The sequence below is a fragment of the Spirosoma luteum DSM 19990 genome (assembly GCF_000374065.1).
GTDB lineage: Bacteria > Bacteroidota > Bacteroidia > Cytophagales > Spirosomataceae > Spirosoma > Spirosoma luteum.
The window spans coordinates 53,291-73,820 of the sequence record NZ_KB893257.1 but is presented as its reverse complement, the minus strand read 5'-3'; the positions used below and the strand labels follow the sequence as shown (position 1 = coordinate 73,820).

Here is a 20,530-nt window from a genome sequence, read left to right as displayed (position 1 = left end):
AAAATGAACCTGATGGCCTTCATTCTTTTGCTCTTTCGCCCTTTCACTCTTTATAGTTAGTTAAAATCGTCGTTTGTCAATTCATCATCTCCACCAACCCGGTTGGCTCCGGTCAAGTTCAGCAATAATGAAATCCGGAAGGTATCGGCAAGCGGGTTGCCCTGTTTTATCGGAATCAGGTACGAAAAATCGACCCCAAACCGCTGCTGAAGCCGTAACCCTATGCCAGCGGTTGCGTATTTGCGACCACCTTTTTCATTCGACTCGTTGAAATAGCCAACGCGGGCCGCAAACTGGTCGTTATACCAGTATTCAACGCCTGATGAGATTGTAATTTCTTTCAGTTCTTCGCTAAAGCCACCCGGTGCATCGGCAAATGAACCAAAGACCGAACTGAAGTAATCTTTGTTGGCATTCAGATTAACACCATTAACAATATTGGGGGTTGGCACCATCAGTTTGTTGACATCCACCACAAAGTTGAATTTGTTGTATTGATCCGAGAATATGGTAAGCCGGGTTCCAAGACGCAGATTCGTAGGAATGAAGTAACTCTGGGTACCGCCGTAATTGATACGCCCCCCGAGGTTTGAAATCATACCGCCAAAAGCCCAGCCAATCCCTTTGCCCGTGGCATTATCGCGGTATTCGTTTTGGTAGTAGGTGCTAATGTCAGCCGCTGCCGTAGCACCTGGTTTCAGACCCGGATTGCTGCTACCAGCCGCCAGATTGGAATTCAGGTATTTGAGGTCGACAGCCAGGGAGAAGTTTTGCGAAAGCTTTTGGGCGAACGAAGCCGTCACGGCATACTCACGGGAATTAAACGTACCGGCCGCTACGCCCGTTGCCGTCGTGAAATCGACCGTTCCCAGGTCAAAATATAACAGCGAACCCGCCACAACCGAGTTTTTGCCCACCTTTGAATAACCGCTCAGGTACGTGTAGTACATATCGCCAATCAGGTTGCGCAACCAGGGTGTATACGATAGTGAAGCACCTTTACTCTGCTTGGCAAAGACAAGCTTTGATGGATTCCAGTAAACGGCGTTTGCATCAGGGTCGCCCAATGCCACCCCCGCATCCCCTAACGCCCCCGACCGGGCATCAGGCGTAAAATTCAGAAAAGGTACGGATGACGTAGGAATATTAAGCGGTGTGCCGTTAAGCGTGGTTTGGGCCGATACTGCAAGGGGGAGGAAGGTGCAAACGCCCAGAAGAACACGAAGAAAATTGTGCTTCATATAATAAGTGTTGGTCAACAACAGCAGTTAATTATGGTGAGTATGACCGTGCTGTGCGGCCAAAATTACAAGTAAACGTCGGATTAGAAAAAACGTGACCGTTTTAAGTCGCTTTAATTCATTTTGTCAATACAATTCGGCCGGTGCCGGTAGCAACTGAGCCATCTACTGCCGACCGAATGTCGACCCGAATGATATACAAACCGTTGGCCAGTGGCTGACCTCCTCCCGCCGAGCCGTTCCATTCGCCAACGGTTACGGTCGATTCACAATTACTACACTGCCCCGTTTGCTGGCTGAGTAACCGACTGTTCAGGTCGTAGACACCAACTGTCCAGTCGAGCGGTTCACCCGAACGGTTGAGTTCAACCGTCAGCGATGTTTGGGCAACAACCGGATTTGGACTGGCTTTAAACGCCCGCAACGCCAACCCCGGTCGCTCAGAAACTACTATGGTCAACGTGCCCTCAGTTGAATTATTGTTGATATCCCAGGCTTTGACCCGAATCGTGTACGTACCCGGAAGCACCTGCCTGAACGTGTATTTCACAGTTCCCTGACGCCCCCCTGAACCCTGTGCCACGTAATACTCATTCAGTATGACTACCGGCTGATCCCCAAACCGGGCGGTCAGCTCGTGTCCTATACCAGACCGGGCAATGTTGATACCCTGATTATCAGCCAAATCAACACGCAGCGTTACATCCGGACCGGCAACCTGCACAACATCTGTGTTACTAGTACCATCAACAATGGACAGAGCTACTTTGGGCGGGTCGGTGTCAATACTATCAGCAAAAACACTGCCACCTATCCGCAAACTATCGTAGCTCCCCGTTGCATCCTGTGTACTATCTGCCCGCACAGCATACAAATACAGTTTTCCGCTGCCTACCGCGTAATCAATATCTTTGGGCACGGTGAAGCGGGCTGTAAACTGGCCCTGCCGTACCGCTACCTGACCCGTAAAAATCGGATTACTAAACGCCTGATAGGTCATTTTGGGGCTTGCGGCATCGAGGCCAAGTGTCGTGTGATTTGTCGCTTTGTCGTAGAGAGACAGTTGCGCCGTTCCCGTAAAATCAGCGAGCCGCTGGCCCTGTAGCCGGATTTCCCCTGTTAATTCAACTGGTTGCAGGGCATGTAACGTATCGAGTCTATTGGGCGTTATTGCTTTGCCGTTTACCTGCGTCAGGATGGCCTGTGCCTTTGGGTAGGCCAGCCGTAACGAAGGATCGCCTAACAGCGCAAAGTTTCGATTGACCGGCCCGCTCAGACTATTGTTTTTTGTGGCTTGCATGACATCCCCCAGGCGCGGCATCTGCCCATTTATCGGGGTAAAAACAGCGTTGTAGAACGCCTGATTCAGCAGCAGGTTTGTATTGGCATATACGGGGCGCGTTGTGGTGAGCAGACCAATACCGCCCCCCGTTCGGCTCAACAGCGTTAGTTCAGCCCCGGAAATAACGCTTGGGTCATCGTACCGGCCGAACTGGCAGGTGGCCGTTACGAACAGCGGTAAGCGCGCATTTTTCCAGGAGAGTATATCCTGAAGCGTCACAATCTGCTCGTCGGCCAGCCCTGTTATTCCCCCGTGACCACTGTAATTGATAATTAATCGCCCATCGGCCACCGCCTGATTGATGAGTTTATTAATAATCGGCGCTTTTTGTCCGTTGGCCGTGTTCTCCTGCGGATAGTCATCCAGAAAAATGCGCTCAGGCCGGTAAGCAGGCGCCGTTTTCTCCACGAGTTTGGCCATTTGGTCGGTATCCTGCTGATGAATAGTATAATCGCCATCATCAGCTACCAGCATCACCCGCGTTTGCCAGTCGCCGGCAATCGACGCATCCGAACTATACCGGATAAGTTTATCGACTATCGTCCGGGCTTCATCGGTTGATTTTACCGGTAGTCGCCCCACACCAATATCCAGCCGGTAGTCGCCCAGGGTATTTTCGGTCCACTCACCCTCGTCGGCATCCATGAAGCCAAAATAATCGTCGGAGGAGTAACTCAGCACCGGGTGGAGTGATTCACGGCTTTCGTATACCGGAATCATATTGGCCAGCTGAGTAGCGTTGACCTGTCCTGCCAGGTTCCGATAATCGTACGTAGCATCGCCAAAAAGCAGCAGATAGTGTAGTTTATCGGGCTGTTTCTGATAAAAATACCGGGCCATATCCCGGATGGCTGTTGGATCCGGCTGGCCCGATCCAAATTCATTATAGACCTGCTGTGTGGTAACGACCAAAACGGTAAGCTGGTCGTTATCGCGCCGAAATTTAGCCAGCCGTTCGGCCTGTTCACGCCAGGCAGCAGGCGTGACGAGTATCAGGTTGGGGGTTGGCTGACTGTGTAAATCCTGATTCGAAACGATTGCCAGCGATACCGGCGACAATATCTGCGCATCCGTAAATAAAAAATAATCGCCGGCCTGAGCAGACGCCCAGGCCGCTTCCTGCGCCAACGATAGCGTATAGGCCTGCGCCACTGGTTTGAGGGGGTCAGTAACATTCCAGACCCGCAAACCGGTCGTGGCCTGCTTTACCGCATATTGCCCCTTTCCCAGCCTGCGCATCCAGACCGGTTTATCATACTGCCGAAGTTCGCGCTGCGTTTGCACACCCAGGTAATTCAGGTACCCTTGGGCTGAATATAAGCCGTTCTTCCGAAACGTAACCGCTACCCGAAGGGGATTGTCGCCGGTAATTAATTTAGCCAGGAAGGTATCCGTTCGGGCTACGCCCTGATAGTCGTATTCATACCCGGAAATGGCGTAAACAGGCATAACACCCGCCAACTGATCATTGACCTGCACGCGAAACTGTGTCGATACGGTAGCACCCGCCATCACCGAAGCCGTTAACCGTACTGGGCTGTTCGGCAACGCACCCGGCACATTGAACAGGACAACCTTTGTGGTATCAGTCGTTAGGTATTCCCCAAACCATTCCCGCCCGGAATGGACCGCCGGAACCTTCATAAGCTCCTGTTCATGAAACTGATAGTCATCGAATGTTGTGATTGCCGGGGTATTGGTCAGTGAGCCAGCCGGACGGTCGGTCAGGCGTAAACCGGGCGAAGTTCCAATGGCCAGAAAATAAAAAGTGGTATCGGAATAGGGGTTGATCTGGTGCGAAAAGCGCCGGGCTATTGAGTCGTAATGAACAACGCGGGGGCTTTGACCGAAGAAAAGAACCGCATCGCTGGCATCGAATCGCCCGTCGGCCTCCCCCACTACCTGAATAGCATTCTCGGTTAAATCAATTGGCCGGGGGGTACCGTTCGGCTGGGGTAGCACCGCACCACCATTCCCGTAAAGGCGTAATCGCTTTGGGTCAGCCGTGGCAAAAGCAGGATTCAACTGTACTAACTGAGCCTGACTAAGCCGATACACACCCGACTCCGTCACACCAATTTTTACCCATGAGCCCTGCGCCAGCACCGACTGGGCCTTTGTTGAGGTAGTTATAAAGGATGAATGACCAAAGATGTATAAAAAAGCCAGGCAGAGCAGCTGCTTTCCAAACCGCTCCGCACTTACCCGCTTATGTATTTTACACCAATAATTCATGATTCATCATTCATCATTACCGTCACCAGGGCGTGAGCCAGAATAGCGTATGACCGACCCGTTACAGACTCCTTACAAACGATGCGGGTTCGGCGTAGCGTACCCCGTACGTACTTCTTTTGAGAAAGTTTGAATACACTCCCCTCCGGCAAGTCGCGAAGTAGCCGTTTACTGGCCGGTTGCTCATCTGGTTTATCCCCATCAAATTGTCTTATTGCCAGCATAAGGTCCGGACAAGCGTACGTTGTAGCCGCTGGTCGGTTCAGGTACTGCCGGAGCGGGGTCAGGATAGCAGCGGGAAACACCGTTTCGGTAAGCAACGGTTGCATGAGCCGCTGAAAAGCCAGTTGCCAGGGTTTGCCGTGGGGCTTCAGAGAACTGCTTCTCCGTTGTAATCCGTATTGAGCATGGACATCGGCATGGGCTACTTCATGTACATATGTTATCAGAAAAGCGTACGGGTTCAAATTGGCATTGACGGTAATTTTGGTCTGCCTGTTCGGCAGCACCCGAAAATCGCCAAGGCGGGTTCGGCGCGGTTTTGCGATGTGCAACTGAAAACTGTACTGCTGCCAAAGGTGCTGGCAATAGTCAACTGCCTTTGGGGGGACATGGGTAAGGAATGTATTTATCAAGGGCCTGAAAACAAAAAAGCCCTATAAAAATAAGGCTTTTTCTTACATATTTCAGGAAGACTACTTATTACTTCACGGTGTCTGAAGACATCATGGTTGATGAGTCAGCCATCATGGTGGCTGTGTCTGTCGACATTGTCGTTTCTTCGGTTGTTGTCGTTTCTTCCGTTTTCTTGCTCTCACAAGCTGCGAAGGTTAGCATGCTACCAACGAACAGGATCGATAATACTTTTTTCATAGTGTAAACTACTTTATGTTTTAATGACAAATATAACGTTTTCCTGATGAATGCAACAAAAACGACCAATTTATCCATTAAAATGGATTTCACATAAATATAGTACAATTTAAAATAAGATTAATCTGGGAAGGCTTTTATAATTGTTCCTGCTGTTCCCTGGATGAGCGGGAGCGAATTCTATCATAAACCCCCGTTGTGCGGAATGTCAGGAGCTTATGCCCGAAATAGTTGGCCAGAAAACTGAACCCCATCCCGACCACGTGTGACCCTTTCTCACGCCAGAACTCGGATACGTTGGAAAAATAAGGATTGGCAATCCATTCGAGTGTAGTGACAGCTACACCTACCTGAACCCCCCAGGCTACCAGCGCAATGATAACGAACTTAACCATTTCTCGGCCTGTGTTACCCGTTTGCTGTGCCGAAAACGCAAATAGTTTGGTTGGCAGAAAGCTAACGACCGTAGCAGTCAGATACCCCAGAAGAACACTGTTTGAGTAATCGAAGTATTTACGATAAAGAATCTGGCTGAAAAAATTAACGGAAGCACCAAACAGAGCCGTTAGGAAAAACGAGAAAAAACTCTTGTAGCTGGTTGATTTTGGCTGTTCGATGGCGTTCACGTTGACTGATTTACCGGACGAAGAGTAGACTATTTTGCGGTAGCTGACTGCCTGGCAAACCCAAAAGTACAAACTTGACAGCAAATCTGTTTGTTACCAGAAGTCATTACTTAGTATATGGTACGGGGCTTCCCTTATCTGTTGACTAGAAAAGTCCCTGTAACAAACCCGGTGCGATACCCAAACCTATCGTGATAATAGTAGCACCCAACAGCACATATTGATAAAAAGGAGCAACCGGAATCGTTTCCGTTGCACCATCGCGAAAGTACATGGCAATGATAACCCGAAAGTAATAGTATATGCCCACCGCCGACATCAAAACAGCCACGACCAATAACCAGATTTGACCCCGTTCGACAGCGGTTGAAAACATGTAGAACTTACCCCAGAATCCGGCTGTCAGTGGAATACCCGCCAGGGAAAGCATAGAAACGGCCATTGTAAAGCCCAGGAGTGGGTTTTTGCGGGCCAGCCCGTTGAACGAGTCAAAGTTCTCACTATTTACCCCTTCGCGCGTAATCGTTTGGGTACTTCGCTGCTGGGCCACCAGTAACAGAACACCAAAGGCAGAAATAGTAGCAACGGAGTAAGCCAGCGAATAAAAGACAATAGCCTGCTTCGTTTGCACCCCCAGCGCAGCCAATCCGATGAGCAGATAACCGGCATGCGAAATGCTGGAGTAAGCCATCATCCGTTTGAAGCTATTCTGGTATACGGCGGTGAGGTTACCAACCACCAGTGTCAGGGCAGCAATAATCGCCATTATCGTCCACCAGAAACCGTAAACCCCTTCGAAAGAGACCGATAACAACCGGAACAGCGCAGCAAAACCAGCGGTTTTCACCACCGTAGACATGAAAGCGGTAAAGATAGTGGGCGCACCGTCGTACACATCGGGCGTCCAGAAGTGGAATGGAGCCGCCGATACTTTGAAAAGCAACCCAATCAGCAGCATCAGCAGACCAACGTACAACAACAGCGAAAGCCCCTGCTGATTAGCCGCGTAAGCACCAATACCGGCAATAGTGAAGGACCCCGTTGCTCCGTAGAGTAAGGCCATCCCGAACAGCATAATACCTGTAGCAAAGGCCCCCATGAGAAAATATTTGAGGGCCGCTTCATTCGACCGAAGGTTACGCTTATCACTACCGGTCAGGACGTACATGGCCACCGATAAAATTTCAACCCCCACAAAAAGCATTATCAGATTCTCGAAGCCAACCATCATGATGGCCCCTACCAGCGAGAAAAGCATCAGGGCGTAATATTCGGCGGGTTGCGCTTCATCGGTATCCATAAAACTACCCGACAAAGCCACCACCATAAAGGCCGATCCCAGCATAATGGCCGTAAAAACCATAGACAGGTTGTTGGTCCGCAACATATCGTTGAAATACAGGTACGTTTTGTTCCAGTCGAGGAAGTTGACGGCCAGTGTAACGGCCAGGAATAGTAGCGTAGCCGGTAAGAGTACAGCTCTCGATTTAAGAAAGCCCAGAAAAAGGAGTACAACACCTAAAACCGACAATAGAATGATGGGAAGCATAACTTTTGGTTTGACCCGGTCCGCCGGGGCGGTTTATTGTTTGTTGTTACCAATCACAGGATTGAACTTCAAACAACAAACTATATAACTTATTTCAATGATACCGCTGTTGTACCGATGTACTTCATGATGCTGACAACAGAAGGCTCGGTTACTTTTAAGAACGCCTGCGGATAGACGCCTATCCAGAAAATCAGAATTACCAGCGGAATAAACACCAGGCTCTCGGTACGGCTCAAATCAACGAACGACTCCGTTCGTGACGAAGGCATACCGAACATACTTTTCTGGAACATTCGCAGCATGTAAACCGCCCCAAAAATAATGGTAAATCCGGCGGCTAATCCCAGATAATGATTGTACGTAAAAACACCGTGCAGTAGCAGGAACTCGCCGATGAACCCATTCGTAAGCGGCAGGGCAACGCTTCCCAGCAACATAATCATGAAAAAGACCGTCAGTTTGGGCGTCGACTTAGTTATGCCGCCCAGTTGGTCAAGCTGGTTCGTGCTGGTACGCGAGAAAATTATGTCGGCCACGAAAAACATCCCGACCACATTGATTCCGTGTGCCAGCATTTGAATCAATGCGCCCTGCATACCCGTTTCCGTTTGTGAAAACACCCCGGCCGCCATCAGGCCAACGTGCGAAAACGACGAATAAGCAATAAGGCGCTTCATGTCCCGCTGCCGGATGGCAATGATTGACCCGTATACAATACCGATAACCGACAGAATTATGGCCGTCTTTCCCCAGGTCTCTACACCCAATGGCACAACAGGCAGGATAAAGCGAATTAGCCCATAAACACCCATTTTGAGCATAATACCCGCCAATAACATCGTGGCTGGGGTAGGTGATTCAACGTAGGTGTCGGGTTGCCAGGTGTGAAAAGGAAACACCGGCATTTTAATGGCAAAGGCGATAAAGAACGCCCAGAAAAGCCAGTTTTGGGCACCCGGAGTCAGGTTGAGCTTATAAAAATCAGCAATAGCCGCCGAGTGAGCCGACAATTCCGTGGCGGGTGTCTGGTAATACAGATAAACAAGGGCCAGTAGCATAAACAGGCTACCGAATATCGTGTATACGAAGAATTTAAACGTAACCGCCACCCGGTTGCTCCCACCCCACATGGCTGCCAGGAAGTAGATTGGAATCAGCGCGGCTTCGAAGAAAAAATAGAACAGGAACCCATCCCGCGCCGTGAAAACGCCCATCAGCGCGGCCTGCATGTACAACATCAGCGCGTAGAAAAGGGACGATTGCTTATAGCTGCGCTTGAACGTAGAGAGCACAATAAGCGGAACTAATAGTCCCGTTAGCAGCACCAGCAAAATGCTGATTCCGTCGATACCGGCACTAAACCGAATTCCCAGCGACCTAATCCAGGCATAGTCGAAACCAAACTGCGAACTGGCATCCGGTTTAAAACCGACGAAGGCGTAGCCCGCAAAAGCAAACTCGACCAGCGCGGCTACAAAAGCAGCCTGTTTTACCCGTTCTCCCCGAATCATCAGAATCAGCGTAGCGGCTACAACAGGGAAAAGAATCAGGAGTAGTGTAAGCATGTAGCGTGTGTTTACGATTTTCAGTTTATGGTTTGCGGTGCGCGGTGCGGTCTAATTCCACAGATGTACTAACTATAAGACTGCATTGCACACCGTAAACCATAAACCGAATCCCATAAACCGTTTTATAATCGAATGAAAAAACGAAGGGCAAAAATAACGACAATACTAACCACCATGGCCAGGACGTAGAAGCCAATGGAGCCGTTCTGTACCAGCCGCAACTGCGCCGAGCTTTTCTGCACCAGCCAGGCCACACCGTTTACGACTCCATCAATCAGTCCTTCGCCGAAGCTGTACAGGGCATCGCCCATGCCACGAATTGGGCGAACAACAACGGTTTCGTACAGTTCATCTACGTAGTACTTATTATAAATAACCTGTTCTGGCAGCGAACGCTGAGCCGTTTCGGGCGCAGGAACGGCCTGACGACTGATGTACATGACATAGGCGATGACTAGGGCCAGCAAAGCCACCCCGGCCGAAACGGCCATTAGTATGTATTCTGTGCTATGCTCAATCGTTGATTCGGCAAACGCTTCCGGGTTTACCTGCCGGGAGCCTTCAAACAGAGGTGCCATGAAATCGCCCAGCCAGCCGCTACCGGGCAGATTGAGTACACCACCAACCGCCGACAAAATAGCTAGTATCACCAGCGGAGCCGTCATGCTCACCGGCGACTCGTGGAGGTGATGCTTTTGTTCGTCCGTTCCCCGGAATTCACCAAAAAAGGTTAGGAATAGTAGCCGGAACATATAGAACGACGTCAGGCCGGAACCGAAAACGCCTAACGCCCAAAGCAATTTGTTGTGGTTAAACACGTGGGCCAGAATTTCATCTTTCGAGAAGAAACCGGCAAAGGGGGGCAAACCCGATATAGCAATAGTACCAATCAAAAAGGTAATGAACGTAACGGGTAACGCTTTCCGCAAACCACCCATCTTCCGAATATCCTGCTCGTCGGACATGGCGTGGATAACGCTGCCGGCCCCCAGGAACAACAGGGCTTTGAAGAACGCGTGGGTAATAACGTGGAACATACCCGCCGTGTAGGCCGTGGCACTCAACCCCAGGAACATATAGCCCAGTTGCGACACGGTGGAGTAAGCCAGTACTTTCTTGATATCGTTTTGCAGCAACCCAATGGATGCGGCCAGTAATGCTGTTGCAATGGCGATGCCGCCAATTATTTCGAGCGTAAGCGGAGACAGCGTGTAGAGCACGTTGGAGCGAACGACCATGTAAATACCCGCCGTTACCATGGTTGCCGCGTGAATCAGGGCAGATACGGGTGTAGGCCCGGCCATGGCATCGGGTAGCCAGGTGAAGAGTGGAATTTGGGCCGATTTACCCATAGCTCCTACAAACAGCAGGAGCGTAATGGCCAGTACGGTTGTGTCGCCCATTTCCAGACTGGTAGCCTGTTTGAAAACATCAAGATACTCAACCGTACCGAACGTGTTGATAAGCATGAATATCCCCAGCAGAAAGCCCAGGTCGCCAATGCGGTTCATGACGAAAGCTTTACGGGCGGCATTGTTGTAGTTGGTATTCGTATTCCAGAAACCAATGAGCAGGTACGAGCAAAGCCCAACCCCTTCCCAGCCGATAAACATGATGACGTAGTTTGACCCCATCACCAGCAGCAGCATAAAAAAGATAAAGAGGTTTAGGAAAGCCATAAACTTACCAAAACCCGCATCGTGACTCATATAGCCAATACTGTACAGGTGAATCAATGAGCCAACCCCAGTTACCACCAGCAGCATAAGCAACGATAGCTGATCAATCTGAAACGAGAAATTGATTTGCAGATCGCCTACGCTAATCCAGTTGAAGAGGGTAGCGATGAGCGGTTGACTCCCCCCCGCACTGAACGCACTGAACGCACTGAACAGATAGATGGAGAGTACAAAGGAGGCCAGTACAGCCCCGGTAGCCACAGCGCCAGCCAGACCGTTTGGCAATCGGCGGAAGCCGAGTCCATTAATCAGAAAGCCAATTAGTGGGAGAAGCGGAATTAACGCGCAGAGTAATTCTATTTGCATGAACACAGGTAAGGTTTGATGTTTGACGGTTGTTGTTTGTCGTAGTGGTTCTCCGCCGGAACTAGTTGAAATGCCTTTGCATCTGTTCTGGCAAGGAACACAACCATCAAACTACGAACGTCAAATTTGATTCTACCATTTCAACTTATTGAGCAAACCCACATCAATAGAGCGGGTGTTGCGGTAAATCATCACAATAATAGCCAGCCCAACCGATACTTCGGCGGCAGCAACGGCCATGATGAAAAAGACAAATACCTGACCGGCTGAATCAGACCGGTAGGACGAAAAAGCGATAAGTAACAGATTGACCGAATTGAGCATTAGCTCAATGGACATAAAGATGATGATGGCGTTGCGCCGGGTCAGTACACCAATGATGCCGATAACGAACAGTGCGGTACTGAGAATCAGGTAGTACGTAAGCGGTATTTGCTGAATGACTTCCGGAATGAGGACGTCCTGCGTAGGTTGCATGGCTTGCCGGTTAATAGAAAGTGTCGCAAAGGTAAAGATTATTCGGAATTGGCCGAAAGGTGTTTTTCATCCCCATGCATAGTAATTGCAAAACAAGGGCTGACCGACAGCAGGAACTGTACAGGCAGTTGACAGGCGCTGGACACAACGGGCAAACCGGCAACGCGTCACCCCGGCAGGTTTTCTCAACTAAAAAAGTGCACTTCCGGGATAAAACATCCTGCAACAGCGGGCCATTTGAGGTGCCCGATGCACATTACATTGAAAGATAACCTGAATAGGGTTGAGTGGTGCGTGAATTTCTACTGATGGATTGTCGTCATCAGGGCCAGATGAAGCATATAGCCGTTCGCGAAACGGTTGTTACTTGCCGGAGAGACGTATTATATGATACACATCGTCCTATTGCTAGCCGGGTTGTGAATCATTCCGCTTTTGCCAGTGATAAGCAGCTACTGAATTTTGCCAGAAATATTTTTCGGCCACAGTTCGACCTTTAGCGGTGAAGTAGTCGCTGACCAGTTTCAACCCAGCCCCAACAGGCAACCATTGGTCGCTGTTAGGCCAGTCACTCCCATACAGCAACCTGTCTTCACCAAACCTGTCGAACAGTTCATCCAGCCGCGCCCGGTAGAAACTTAACGCCGTCGGAATGTTACCCTCCACCCGGCGCAGCACTTCCGAGATTTTTACGTAAACCTGGGGCCGCTGGCCTAACTCCCGCAAATGAGCGGCATAGACTTTCCGGGCCGCAACCGATTCCGGAATGGTCATTTGGGGAAGATGATCGATAACTACCCGTAACTCCGGCACTTGATCCGTTAGTCGCACAATGGCAGCAAGGAGGGCGGGATTGGGATTCGCCGTATCCAGCACGAGTCCCGCCTGGGCCAGAAATTTGAGGTCCGATACAAACGTGGGATTCGATAGCTGACGGGCCAGATCACGATCCCAAAGGTTTCCGTAACGAATACCGCGAAACAACGGATTGCGCTGGAAACGTTCGAGTTGCCGACGGAACTCCGGCTTGCCCGGCTCAAGATTGCCCACCGTTCCAACAATGATTTTATCCCGGGCAGCAATGTCCAGTACCCACTGGTTATCTTTAGATAGGGGGCTGGCTTCTATAACAATTGCGCCTGTAATGCCGAGGGGCACCGCAATCTGACGATAGCGGTTCGGGAGGGCGGGCTGGTAAAGAACACCGTCATTTTTGGTGGGCCAGGGCACCCCCTGGGGGCGAGTCGTGTCGAATAAGTGAATGTGGGTATCGATGATAGGGATAGCCGTGTCTTCATGGCAACCCAATAAGGGTAGCCCAGCCGTGGTGGAAGCACCAGCGGCCAGGGCAAGAAAATCTCTTCGATTCATGGGCAGGAAGTCAGGTAAAGAATCAAAGGTAGGATGAATAAAATTTTTAGTTTTTCTGGATTACTTTTAGGTCAGGCATTTTTTCAAAGCCGGGCATGGAAGACGTTTTACGAAATCAACTAGAGAAAATTGTACCGTTGACCGATGAGGAGTTTCTGTTTGTACTAACTCATTTTACCGCTAGAACTTTTAGGAAGCATCAGTACGTGGTTCAGGCGGGTGATCCCGCACCCAATGATCATTTTGTAGCGAAAGGGCTGCTGAAGTCATTTTACATTGATGACGTTGGCAAAACCCATATTTTACAGTTTGCTATGGAAGACTGGTGGATTTCTGATCCTCAGGCCTATCACAATCGGGTAAACGCGCCCCTCAACATTGATTGTTTGGAAGACACACACGTTTTTTTCATTTCCATCGACAACCGGGAGAAGCTTTGTACTGATTTACAAAAGATGGACTACTTCTTCATGAAGAAGACCACCGCCGGGTACATTGCTTTGCAGAGAAGAACCGTATCGCTGATAAGCCAGAAAGCCGAAGAGCGGTTCAATCAGTTTGTGCAATTATATCCAACGCTTTCACAAAGGGTACCTAAAACATTAATAGCCTCGTACCTGGGTATTAGCCGGGAAACCTTAAGCCGGATGTACGCCCATTAGTGTGACCTACATCACAGCTATTTTGTGGCTTATATCCGTTGTTGCTCCTGAGAGGTTAGCGAACATTGTACCGCCTTAAGAAGTCAGCTTATCAACGTTAGTTTAATCAAAGTAAAATGGAAAAAGTCGCATTAGTCGTGGGAGCAAGTGGCATTACGGGTAGTAATGTAGCCGGGAAGTTAATCTCAACAGGTTGGCCCACGTTCGGTCTGGCCAGAAACCCCCAAAACAATATAACCGGTCTGGACCCTGTTGCTGCGGATCTTTTGGATCGGGATGGGCTGGAAAGCACGCTGGCAGCTGTTTCTCCAACGCACGTATTCATAACAAGCTGGATGCGTAATGAAACCGAAGCGGAGAACATCCGGGTAAACAGCCTGATGGTTCGTAACCTGCTGAATGTACTGTCGCCCAAAAAATCCGTTCAGCATGTGGCCCTTGTTACGGGGCTTAAACATTAGGTAATGAATCACATAACTGACCCAAATATTAAGTAACCGAATATGGAATAATGGTTTCTTTACGGGTGTAAAATAAATGTGTTGAGTGGCAACTAATACGGGTTAAACGTTTGTTAATCAGACGATTAATCCGTATTTTAGTATTATAATCAGTTGCATTATGGCCGCTAAATCAACCACACCAAAGTTAACACTCGAAAACCTTAACGAGCGTTTTCCTGATGAACTTTCCTGTAAACGCTACATTGCAAAATTGCGGTGGAACGGTCAACCTGTATGCCCTCATTGCGGCAACAAAAAGAAGTCGTACGCCTTTTCAAATGGTGATTACAAGTGTGCCACTTGCCGCAAACACTACACGGTTAGAATCGGGACTATCTTTGAAGATAGCAAAGTACCTCTGAAAAAGTGGTTGATTGCAGCATACCTCATTACAGCGCACAAAAAGGGTATTTCCTCACATCAGTTAGGACGAGATTTAGACGTAACCCAACGTACGGCGTGGTTTATGCTTCACCGCCTGAAACATGCCATGAAAACCAGAACCTTCGACGTTCCATTAGAGGGCGTTGTAGAAGCCGACGAAACGTACGTAGGCGGCAAGGAACGCTTCAAACATAAGTCTAAGCGCACAGAGGGCACACAAGGCCGTAGTACGAAAGTAAAGGCTCCGGTGTTCGGTATGGTTCAGCGCGGTGGTCGTATTGTCGCTATGACTGTAGAAACCACGTCTGCCAGTACATTATTACCCATCATTGAAGAACACGTTGCGGTAGGGTCAAAAATAATGACCGACGAATTTAAGGCGTATATGCAATTGCAACGCTTATACCAACACGGCGTAGTACGGCACGGTCAAGGTCAGTACAAATCCGGCGAAGCACACACCAATACATTAGAGGGATTTTGGAGCCTGTTTAAACGGGGAGTAACAGGCATATATCACTGGGTTAGCGTTAAGCACCTAGGGGCCTATGTAGCTGAATTTGAATATCGCTACAACTCGCGTAAAATATCAGATGGAGACCGTTTTGAACGAGCCGTAGGGCATCTTGATGGCCGATTAAGCTATAAGGTGCTAACTCAGCAAGATTAGGCACTTAGTACAGGCTTAAAAAAAAGCCCTATGCACTTATGGAAAGTCAATTTTTGGCATGTACTATTGTATCGGAAATGCAATCCGGTAACAATGGAGAAGCATAGAAAGCAAACAGAGAAGCCTAGGCGTACTGTTATTGAAGTAATAGAAGTAGAGGAAATTACGTTTGATGAATTTGAGCGAACAATGAAGAAAGTTGTTCGTAGCGAAAACGGGAAAGCGGAAACCCTGAAAGATAAACGAAAAAACCGGTAAGGGGTGCAACCCTCACCGGTTTGATTGCCGGAATTAGCGGCAATCACGTTGGGGACGGCGAGACCTCTTTGTAGGCTTACCGATACCCTCGCGAGTTACCCGCCGTTTAACACGGCGAACCTTGCGAGTCGAAACGCCCCAGTGCGTCTCGATAATAGTGCACTTAACCGTTTTTGTTTTCATGGAACAAAGGGGTTAAGGTTAAACCATCGGCTCAGGTCAACTCTGTATGCCGATTTTGTCTAATCAAGTTGACGCTTGAAAAAGACAAGAACATAGTAAAACTAGTGGAGGTAGTGGGGCATGCTCCCACGCGGTATGGATGTCAAGCCCGAGCCGCACAACTTGTTACCCCCCTATAGGCCCCTATCCCGAGAACGTCCGTGAGAAGTCGAAACTTGGGTAGGGGTTTCCTATTTTTAACGCACTACTCTTTTGACAAATATAGGTTGAATTTGCTTATTTTCTCTATGAGTTTGGCTTCATATTCGGGTTTTAATTGCTTCTGCTCTAAATCTTCAAAAAACGAAGGAACTCCCGTTAGAAAGAAAGCAAACGCCCTTCCTTTGTTCGTATCGCGGTAAAGCGGTATGCCAACTAACTCGTCTGTGCCGCGATAGTATGCCAGTGTGCCACTCAATGTCTGATTATGCTTCTTTTTGGCTGCTTCATCCATTTTTAAGAAGTGCATTATCTCTGTGATGCTGAGTAATTCACCCCTCTCGATGATTGCGTCTTCAATTAAGCTTAACCAGGGTACATTTTTCGGCTTCGCCCACACTTTACCATAATCTAATCGACTTTGGGGCTTTAGTGATTCTTGAGCCACTACGGAAGGCGCACTTTGAACTAATAGGGGGTCTTTTGGTGGAACAGGGATCAATACTTCGTTTGGTAAAAGAAGCCCATATTCTCCCTGTAAGCTTTCAATTGTCGTAGTCAGTCTATTACATCTTGTATTAGACTCGTCAAGCAATTGCTGTAATTCAGATGCCTTTTTTTGCTCTTTCTGAATTTTCAATTGGAGGTCAGCAATGATTTGCTCAATTGCCGACAGCCCCGGCGGTGCGGGGGCGGTTGAATGGTTATCTATCATGTCCGTGAGAATTTGCTGTAAATATAAGCTGATTATCAGTATATCCACAACGTTTAGCCCCAAATTAGGCCAAGATTTAGCCCTTTAAGCCCCCTTAAAAAGTGAGAAATTAAAAACCCCGATGAGTAACACTCAAAGGGGCGAAAGGCAATGTATATAAACTGTTAAATTTTGTTTACTTAATATTTGGGTCAGTTATGTGATTCATTACCAAACATTATCTGGGACCATTCGAGGATTATGCCAGGGAAGGTTTTTTACCGGAAACGCCCGTGCGGGAAGAACACCCGCGTCTAAAAACAGAAAACTTCTACTATGCTCAGGAGGATGAAGTGTATGCCGCAGCCGCTCGCGATGGTTTTGCCTGGAGCATCCATCGCCCCCATACGGTTATTGGAAAAGCAGTTGGCAATATGATGAACCTGGGTACTACCCTGGCCGTTTACGCTTCCATTTGCAAAGAAACGGGTCGTCCATTTCGGTGGCCGGGTTCTCAGGCCCAATGGAATGGCCTTTCCGATGTTACAGATGCAAGGGTGCTGGCCGAACATTTGCTATGGGCATCAAATACAGAGGCTGCCCGGAATGAAGCGTTCAACATCGTGAACGGGGATACGTTCCGCTGGAGTTGGCTATGGAAACAGCTGGCTGACTGGTTCGGTATTGAACCCATTGGCTATGATGGCACCATGCATCCGCTCGAAGAAGAAATCAGCCAGGATGGTCCACTCTGGCAAGACATTGCCCGGCTTTACAACCTGAGAGAACCGACTCTGGACAGGCTGGCCTCAGCCTGGCATACAGATTTGGATCTGGGTCGCCCTATTGAAGTGATGACGGATATGTCAAAGAGCCGTAAGCTTGGCTTTTCGGTCTTTCAGCGAACAGACGAGTCTTTCTTCGACTTGTTTGAGCAACTTCGGGCAGAACAGCTAATCCCTTAGTTATCTCCATTGATTATCCTGCGTCGCAGGCAGCATTCCTTGCAACATAAGTTTTTGGCTCTTCGTGCGGAGTAATGGAAAGGCTTTGTCAACGTTTCCCATTGCTCTGGATAAACGTCCGGAGCTTTATTTCGGTCAGTCGGCGTTTGGTATCGAGGGGGAAATCTCCTTTCAGCATCCAGTCGTAAAACGAAGGCTCTTTCTTCAACACTTCCAGTACAGAGAGGCCTTTGTGCTTACCGAAATTGAAGACTTCCTCGCCTTTGGCGTTCAGGATAATGCGCCCGGCGAGGTCGACATTGGCGTTGGCAGTCAGGCTATGGAGTATGTCCATATCATTGTCGATGATGACTTCCTGCCCGTTATCGGCTTTTGCCACCATACCCATGTAGCGCTGTACCTGGGCGTTTAGCACCTCCAGACTGGCAATAGTATCCGCTTCGGCACCGTGCGCACCGACTAACTCTTTACTACAGTAAAACTTGTAGGCAGCCGACAGGTTTCGCGGTTCCATAAGGTGAAAAATTCGCTGGGCGTCCACCAGTCGGCGATTTTTCATGTCGAAATCCACATTGGCCCGCAAGAACTCCTCGACCAATAAAGGCACATCAAACCGATTACAGTTAAAACCAGCCAAATCGCAGCCATCCATAAACTGGGCCAGCGTTCGGGCCACTGATTTGAACGGCGGAGCATCTACCACATCGTCGTCGTAAATGCCATGAATCATACTCGACTCCAGCGGGATGGGCATCCCCGGATTTACGCGCTGTGTTTTACGGATGACGTCGCCATCAGGCAGAGCTTTTATGACGCATATATCGATAATACGGTCTTTGGCAACGTTGATGCCCGTGGTTTCGAGGTCGAAAAAAGCGAGTGGCTTTTTGAGTATAAGTTGATGCGTCATAACCAAACCGGGTTTTATACGGTCAGGTTGCAAAGGTAAAAACGTTTTGCAGGAATCAGCCCTTTTTCAACGCACTAACCCACTCAACCCCTTTCCGTACCGTTTCTACTGACGGCATACGGTCTGCCTGCATCAACTCACGGATGGCAATGATATCCTGGTCGCGTTTCAGACCAGCTACGGCTTTTATCTCATTCGCCTGCACGTAGAAGGCCAGAAATGAATCATCGGTTGAGGGGTCGCCATCATAGACAATATCATCAACCTGCGTGGCCTGGCCAATGTAATTAATCCGGTTACCCTGCTGGTTTGTCCAGAAAAAGGGCACCTCCCGATAAGGCATTTCTCCTGGTTTAGCCATGTTCATACCCACCACATACCCCTGCTGCCCGGCCACCTTCCAGTGTTCAATCCGTTGGTAGCCATCTGCCACGGGGTAATGAACAATATCACCAGCTGCATAGAGGTCATCGGTCACGCGCAGGTATTCATCCGTTTTAATGCCCCCGTCCTTCTCCAGCGGAACATCCGTCAGGAAGTTGGTACGGGGTTTGACGCCCAGGCCCAGCAACACAAAATCGGCGGGGAGCCGCTCGCCATTGTCGAGTACAACAGCACTGACGGCCCCATCGCCTTCCAGATGGTCAACTTTACGACCGAGGTGGAACTGAATACCCTCCGCTTCGTGCCATTTCTGCACAACCCGGCCAATTTTTTCGCCCAGTATTTTCGCAAACGGAACCGCTTCCATGCCCACCACCGTTACGGTGGCACCTAATTTTCGGAGACTCATGGCCCCTTCCAGCCCAATGAACGAGCTGCCAATAATGACTACGCGTTTCCCCTGTTTGCCCAGCTCGCGCAGGGTGCTGCTATCGTGTAAACTTCGGAGCGGATAGACGCCCTCCAACTCAGAATCCATTCCGGGCAGTGTGTTCGGTTTGCCTCCTGAGCACAGCAGTACTTTATCGTACGTAATCGTCTCGCCAGATGCTAATTCAATGCTTTTTTTAGCCGGGTCAAGTTGCGTTACCTTTTGACCGGTGCGCACCTCGATTCCGTAGTTTTTATAGAATTCTTCGGAGCGGAGCGGCATCCATTCGTCCGGTGCTTCATCCTGTAAGTACTCTTTGGAGCAATTTGGCCGATCGTAAGGCACCTGACTGCTGGATGTCAGCATCAGGATTTTCCCCGTAAATCCACCTTCCCGCATGGCTTCGGCCGCAAAAGCCCCGGCACCACCACCTCCTACAATGACGTACGTTTCCTCACTAGCCTCGTCCGGCGAAGACATGGGATTGTCCTGAGTTTCCTGGGCCGTAGTAAGTCGTACAAATACCTGGTTATCCTCAATGCGCACTTCATGGGTGGGTAGCCCGCTCAATGCGGGCGCTTCCAGCCGTTGCCCGTTACGAACATCAAAACAGGTATTATGCCAGGGACAAACGAGTCGGTACCCATTCAGTAGACCTTTTGCCAAAGGAGCATGATAGTGAGCGCAGTGCGGATGGAGGGCATAAAACTGACCGTCGGCGCGGACCAGCAGTACATCAGTATCGCCCACGCTAACTTCTTTCATTTCTCCATCGGCCAGGTCATCGACGTGGCAAACGGGTACTTCGGTATAATCGGCTATCATTACGCGTTGGATTTCTGGTATAACTGCGAAGTGCACTATTTTGATTTGAGTACCCCTTCGGCTTCCAGCTACCAACCTTACTCGTTTTCAAACAAGGGTGTACTGACCGGGTCAATAACTTAATCGGGCTTGTC

The 20,530-nt window shown here is 49.3% G+C and carries 18 protein-coding genes; 5 read left to right on the top strand and 13 right to left on the bottom strand.

The window, feature by feature from the left end; all coding sequences use genetic code 11:
* Window positions 1-56: 56 nt before the first annotated feature.
* The 10 genes from porV to B156_RS0113295 all read right to left on the bottom strand — a co-directional run bounded on the left by porV (window position 57) and on the right by B156_RS0113295 (window position 13,330).
* Window positions 57-1,241: a type IX secretion system outer membrane channel protein PorV gene (porV, locus tag B156_RS0113340; protein WP_018620229.1), complete on the bottom strand. Its 1,185-nt coding sequence runs from the start codon at window positions 1,239-1,241 to the stop codon at window positions 57-59.
* 118 nt (window positions 1,242-1,359) lie between these two features.
* Complete coding sequence (gene porU / locus B156_RS0113335; protein WP_018620228.1) at window positions 1,360-4,818, bottom strand: type IX secretion system sortase PorU; 3,459 nt, start codon at window positions 4,816-4,818, stop codon at window positions 1,360-1,362.
* Window positions 4,815-5,453 carry a SprT family zinc-dependent metalloprotease gene (locus B156_RS0113330; protein WP_026260811.1) on the bottom strand — a complete coding sequence of 213 codons (639 nt, stop codon included), beginning with the start codon at window positions 5,451-5,453 and terminating at the stop codon, window positions 4,815-4,817. The genes porU and B156_RS0113330 overlap by 4 nt, the downstream gene beginning before the upstream one ends.
* A gap of 67 nt (window positions 5,454-5,520) precedes the next feature.
* Window positions 5,521-5,691 (bottom strand): hypothetical protein, encoded by a 171-nt coding sequence (locus B156_RS31765; RefSeq protein WP_169518256.1) that lies wholly within the window; start codon window positions 5,689-5,691, stop codon window positions 5,521-5,523.
* 137 nt (window positions 5,692-5,828) lie between these two features.
* Window positions 5,829-6,317, bottom strand: coding sequence for a GtrA family protein (locus B156_RS0113320; RefSeq protein ID WP_018620224.1), 489 nt, complete (start codon window positions 6,315-6,317; stop codon window positions 5,829-5,831).
* A gap of 145 nt (window positions 6,318-6,462) precedes the next feature.
* Window positions 6,463-7,866, bottom strand: coding sequence for an NADH-quinone oxidoreductase subunit N (locus B156_RS0113315; protein ID WP_018620223.1), 1,404 nt, complete (start codon window positions 7,864-7,866; stop codon window positions 6,463-6,465).
* A gap of 89 nt (window positions 7,867-7,955) precedes the next feature.
* Complete coding sequence (locus B156_RS0113310; RefSeq protein WP_018620222.1) at window positions 7,956-9,434, bottom strand: complex I subunit 4 family protein; 1,479 nt, start codon at window positions 9,432-9,434, stop codon at window positions 7,956-7,958.
* A gap of 125 nt (window positions 9,435-9,559) precedes the next feature.
* Entirely contained in the window at window positions 9,560-11,482 is a 1,923-nt protein-coding gene (nuoL, locus tag B156_RS0113305) for an NADH-quinone oxidoreductase subunit L (RefSeq protein ID WP_018620221.1), read from the bottom strand.
* A gap of 132 nt (window positions 11,483-11,614) precedes the next feature.
* Window positions 11,615-11,959 carry an NADH-quinone oxidoreductase subunit NuoK gene (gene nuoK, locus B156_RS0113300; protein ID WP_018620220.1) on the bottom strand — a complete coding sequence of 115 codons (345 nt, stop codon included), beginning with the start codon at window positions 11,957-11,959 and terminating at the stop codon, window positions 11,615-11,617.
* Window positions 11,960-12,367: 408 nt separating this feature from the next.
* Window positions 12,368-13,330: an amidohydrolase family protein gene (locus tag B156_RS0113295; protein WP_018620219.1), complete on the bottom strand. Its 963-nt coding sequence runs from the start codon at window positions 13,328-13,330 to the stop codon at window positions 12,368-12,370.
* 95 nt (window positions 13,331-13,425) lie between these two features.
* Between B156_RS0113295 and B156_RS0113290 the strand changes: the two genes are divergently transcribed.
* From B156_RS0113290 to B156_RS31410, 4 genes are all read left to right on the top strand, one after another.
* Window positions 13,426-13,992: a Crp/Fnr family transcriptional regulator gene (locus tag B156_RS0113290; protein ID WP_018620218.1), complete on the top strand. Its 567-nt coding sequence runs from the start codon at window positions 13,426-13,428 to the stop codon at window positions 13,990-13,992.
* A gap of 116 nt (window positions 13,993-14,108) precedes the next feature.
* The gene (locus B156_RS0113285; RefSeq protein ID WP_018620217.1) at window positions 14,109-14,453 is read left to right on the top strand and encodes an NAD-dependent epimerase/dehydratase family protein; all 345 of its coding nucleotides are present in this window, start codon (window positions 14,109-14,111) and stop codon (window positions 14,451-14,453) included.
* A gap of 160 nt (window positions 14,454-14,613) precedes the next feature.
* Complete coding sequence (locus tag B156_RS0113280; RefSeq protein WP_018620216.1) at window positions 14,614-15,549, top strand: IS1595 family transposase; 936 nt, start codon at window positions 14,614-14,616, stop codon at window positions 15,547-15,549.
* 93 nt (window positions 15,550-15,642) lie between these two features.
* Complete coding sequence (locus tag B156_RS31410) at window positions 15,643-15,807, top strand: hypothetical protein (protein ID WP_018620215.1); 165 nt, start codon at window positions 15,643-15,645, stop codon at window positions 15,805-15,807.
* Window positions 15,808-16,234: 427 nt separating this feature from the next.
* Here the strand turns inward: B156_RS31410 and B156_RS0113270 are convergent, their stop codons facing one another.
* On the bottom strand, window positions 16,235-16,903 hold the full coding sequence (locus B156_RS0113270) for a hypothetical protein (RefSeq protein ID WP_018620214.1): 669 nt from the start codon (window positions 16,901-16,903) through the stop codon (window positions 16,235-16,237).
* A 272-nt stretch (window positions 16,904-17,175) separates the two neighbouring features.
* Between B156_RS0113270 and B156_RS29170 the strand changes: the two genes are divergently transcribed.
* A complete protein-coding gene (locus tag B156_RS29170; protein ID WP_018620213.1) occupies window positions 17,176-17,847 on the top strand; it encodes a Rossmann-fold NAD(P)-binding domain-containing protein in 672 nt (223 codons plus the stop codon).
* Between the two features lie 88 nt (window positions 17,848-17,935).
* On the opposite strand, the gene B156_RS0113260 is transcribed toward B156_RS29170, so the two are convergent.
* Both B156_RS0113260 and B156_RS0113255 read right to left on the bottom strand, forming a co-directional pair.
* A complete protein-coding gene (locus B156_RS0113260) occupies window positions 17,936-18,757 on the bottom strand; it encodes a 3'-5' exonuclease (protein WP_018620212.1) in 822 nt (273 codons plus the stop codon).
* A 55-nt stretch (window positions 18,758-18,812) separates the two neighbouring features.
* Window positions 18,813-20,396 (bottom strand): FAD-dependent oxidoreductase, encoded by a 1,584-nt coding sequence (locus B156_RS0113255; RefSeq protein ID WP_018620211.1) that lies wholly within the window; start codon window positions 20,394-20,396, stop codon window positions 18,813-18,815.
* Between the last annotated feature and the right edge of the window lie 134 nt (window positions 20,397-20,530).

Excerpts from the sequence above, each read along its gene's own strand:
- porV (WP_018620229.1), bottom strand. The coding sequence starts at position 1,241 with ATGAAGCACAATTTTCTTCGTGTTCTTCTGGGCGTTTGCACCTTCCTC.
- porU (WP_018620228.1), bottom strand. The coding sequence starts at position 4,818 with ATGAATTATTGGTGTAAAATACATAAGCGGGTAAGTGCGGAGCGGTTT.
- B156_RS31765 (WP_169518256.1), bottom strand. The coding sequence starts at position 5,691 with ATGAAAAAAGTATTATCGATCCTGTTCGTTGGTAGCATGCTAACCTTC.
- B156_RS0113315 (WP_018620223.1), bottom strand. The coding sequence starts at position 7,866 with ATGCTTCCCATCATTCTATTGTCGGTTTTAGGTGTTGTACTCCTTTTT.
- B156_RS0113310 (WP_018620222.1), bottom strand. The coding sequence starts at position 9,434 with ATGCTTACACTACTCCTGATTCTTTTCCCTGTTGTAGCCGCTACGCTG.
- nuoL (WP_018620221.1), bottom strand. The coding sequence starts at position 11,482 with ATGCAAATAGAATTACTCTGCGCGTTAATTCCGCTTCTCCCACTAATT.
- nuoK (WP_018620220.1), bottom strand. The coding sequence starts at position 11,959 with ATGCAACCTACGCAGGACGTCCTCATTCCGGAAGTCATTCAGCAAATA.
- B156_RS0113295 (WP_018620219.1), bottom strand. The coding sequence starts at position 13,330 with ATGAATCGAAGAGATTTTCTTGCCCTGGCCGCTGGTGCTTCCACCACG.
- B156_RS0113290 (WP_018620218.1), top strand. The coding sequence starts at position 13,426 with ATGGAAGACGTTTTACGAAATCAACTAGAGAAAATTGTACCGTTGACC.
- B156_RS0113285 (WP_018620217.1), top strand. The coding sequence starts at position 14,109 with ATGGAAAAAGTCGCATTAGTCGTGGGAGCAAGTGGCATTACGGGTAGT.
- B156_RS0113280 (WP_018620216.1), top strand. The coding sequence starts at position 14,614 with ATGGCCGCTAAATCAACCACACCAAAGTTAACACTCGAAAACCTTAAC.
- B156_RS31410 (WP_018620215.1), top strand. The coding sequence starts at position 15,643 with ATGGAGAAGCATAGAAAGCAAACAGAGAAGCCTAGGCGTACTGTTATT.
- B156_RS0113270 (WP_018620214.1), bottom strand. The coding sequence starts at position 16,903 with ATGATAGATAACCATTCAACCGCCCCCGCACCGCCGGGGCTGTCGGCA.
- B156_RS0113260 (WP_018620212.1), bottom strand. The coding sequence starts at position 18,757 with ATGACGCATCAACTTATACTCAAAAAGCCACTCGCTTTTTTCGACCTC.
- B156_RS0113255 (WP_018620211.1), bottom strand. The coding sequence starts at position 20,396 with ATGATAGCCGATTATACCGAAGTACCCGTTTGCCACGTCGATGACCTG.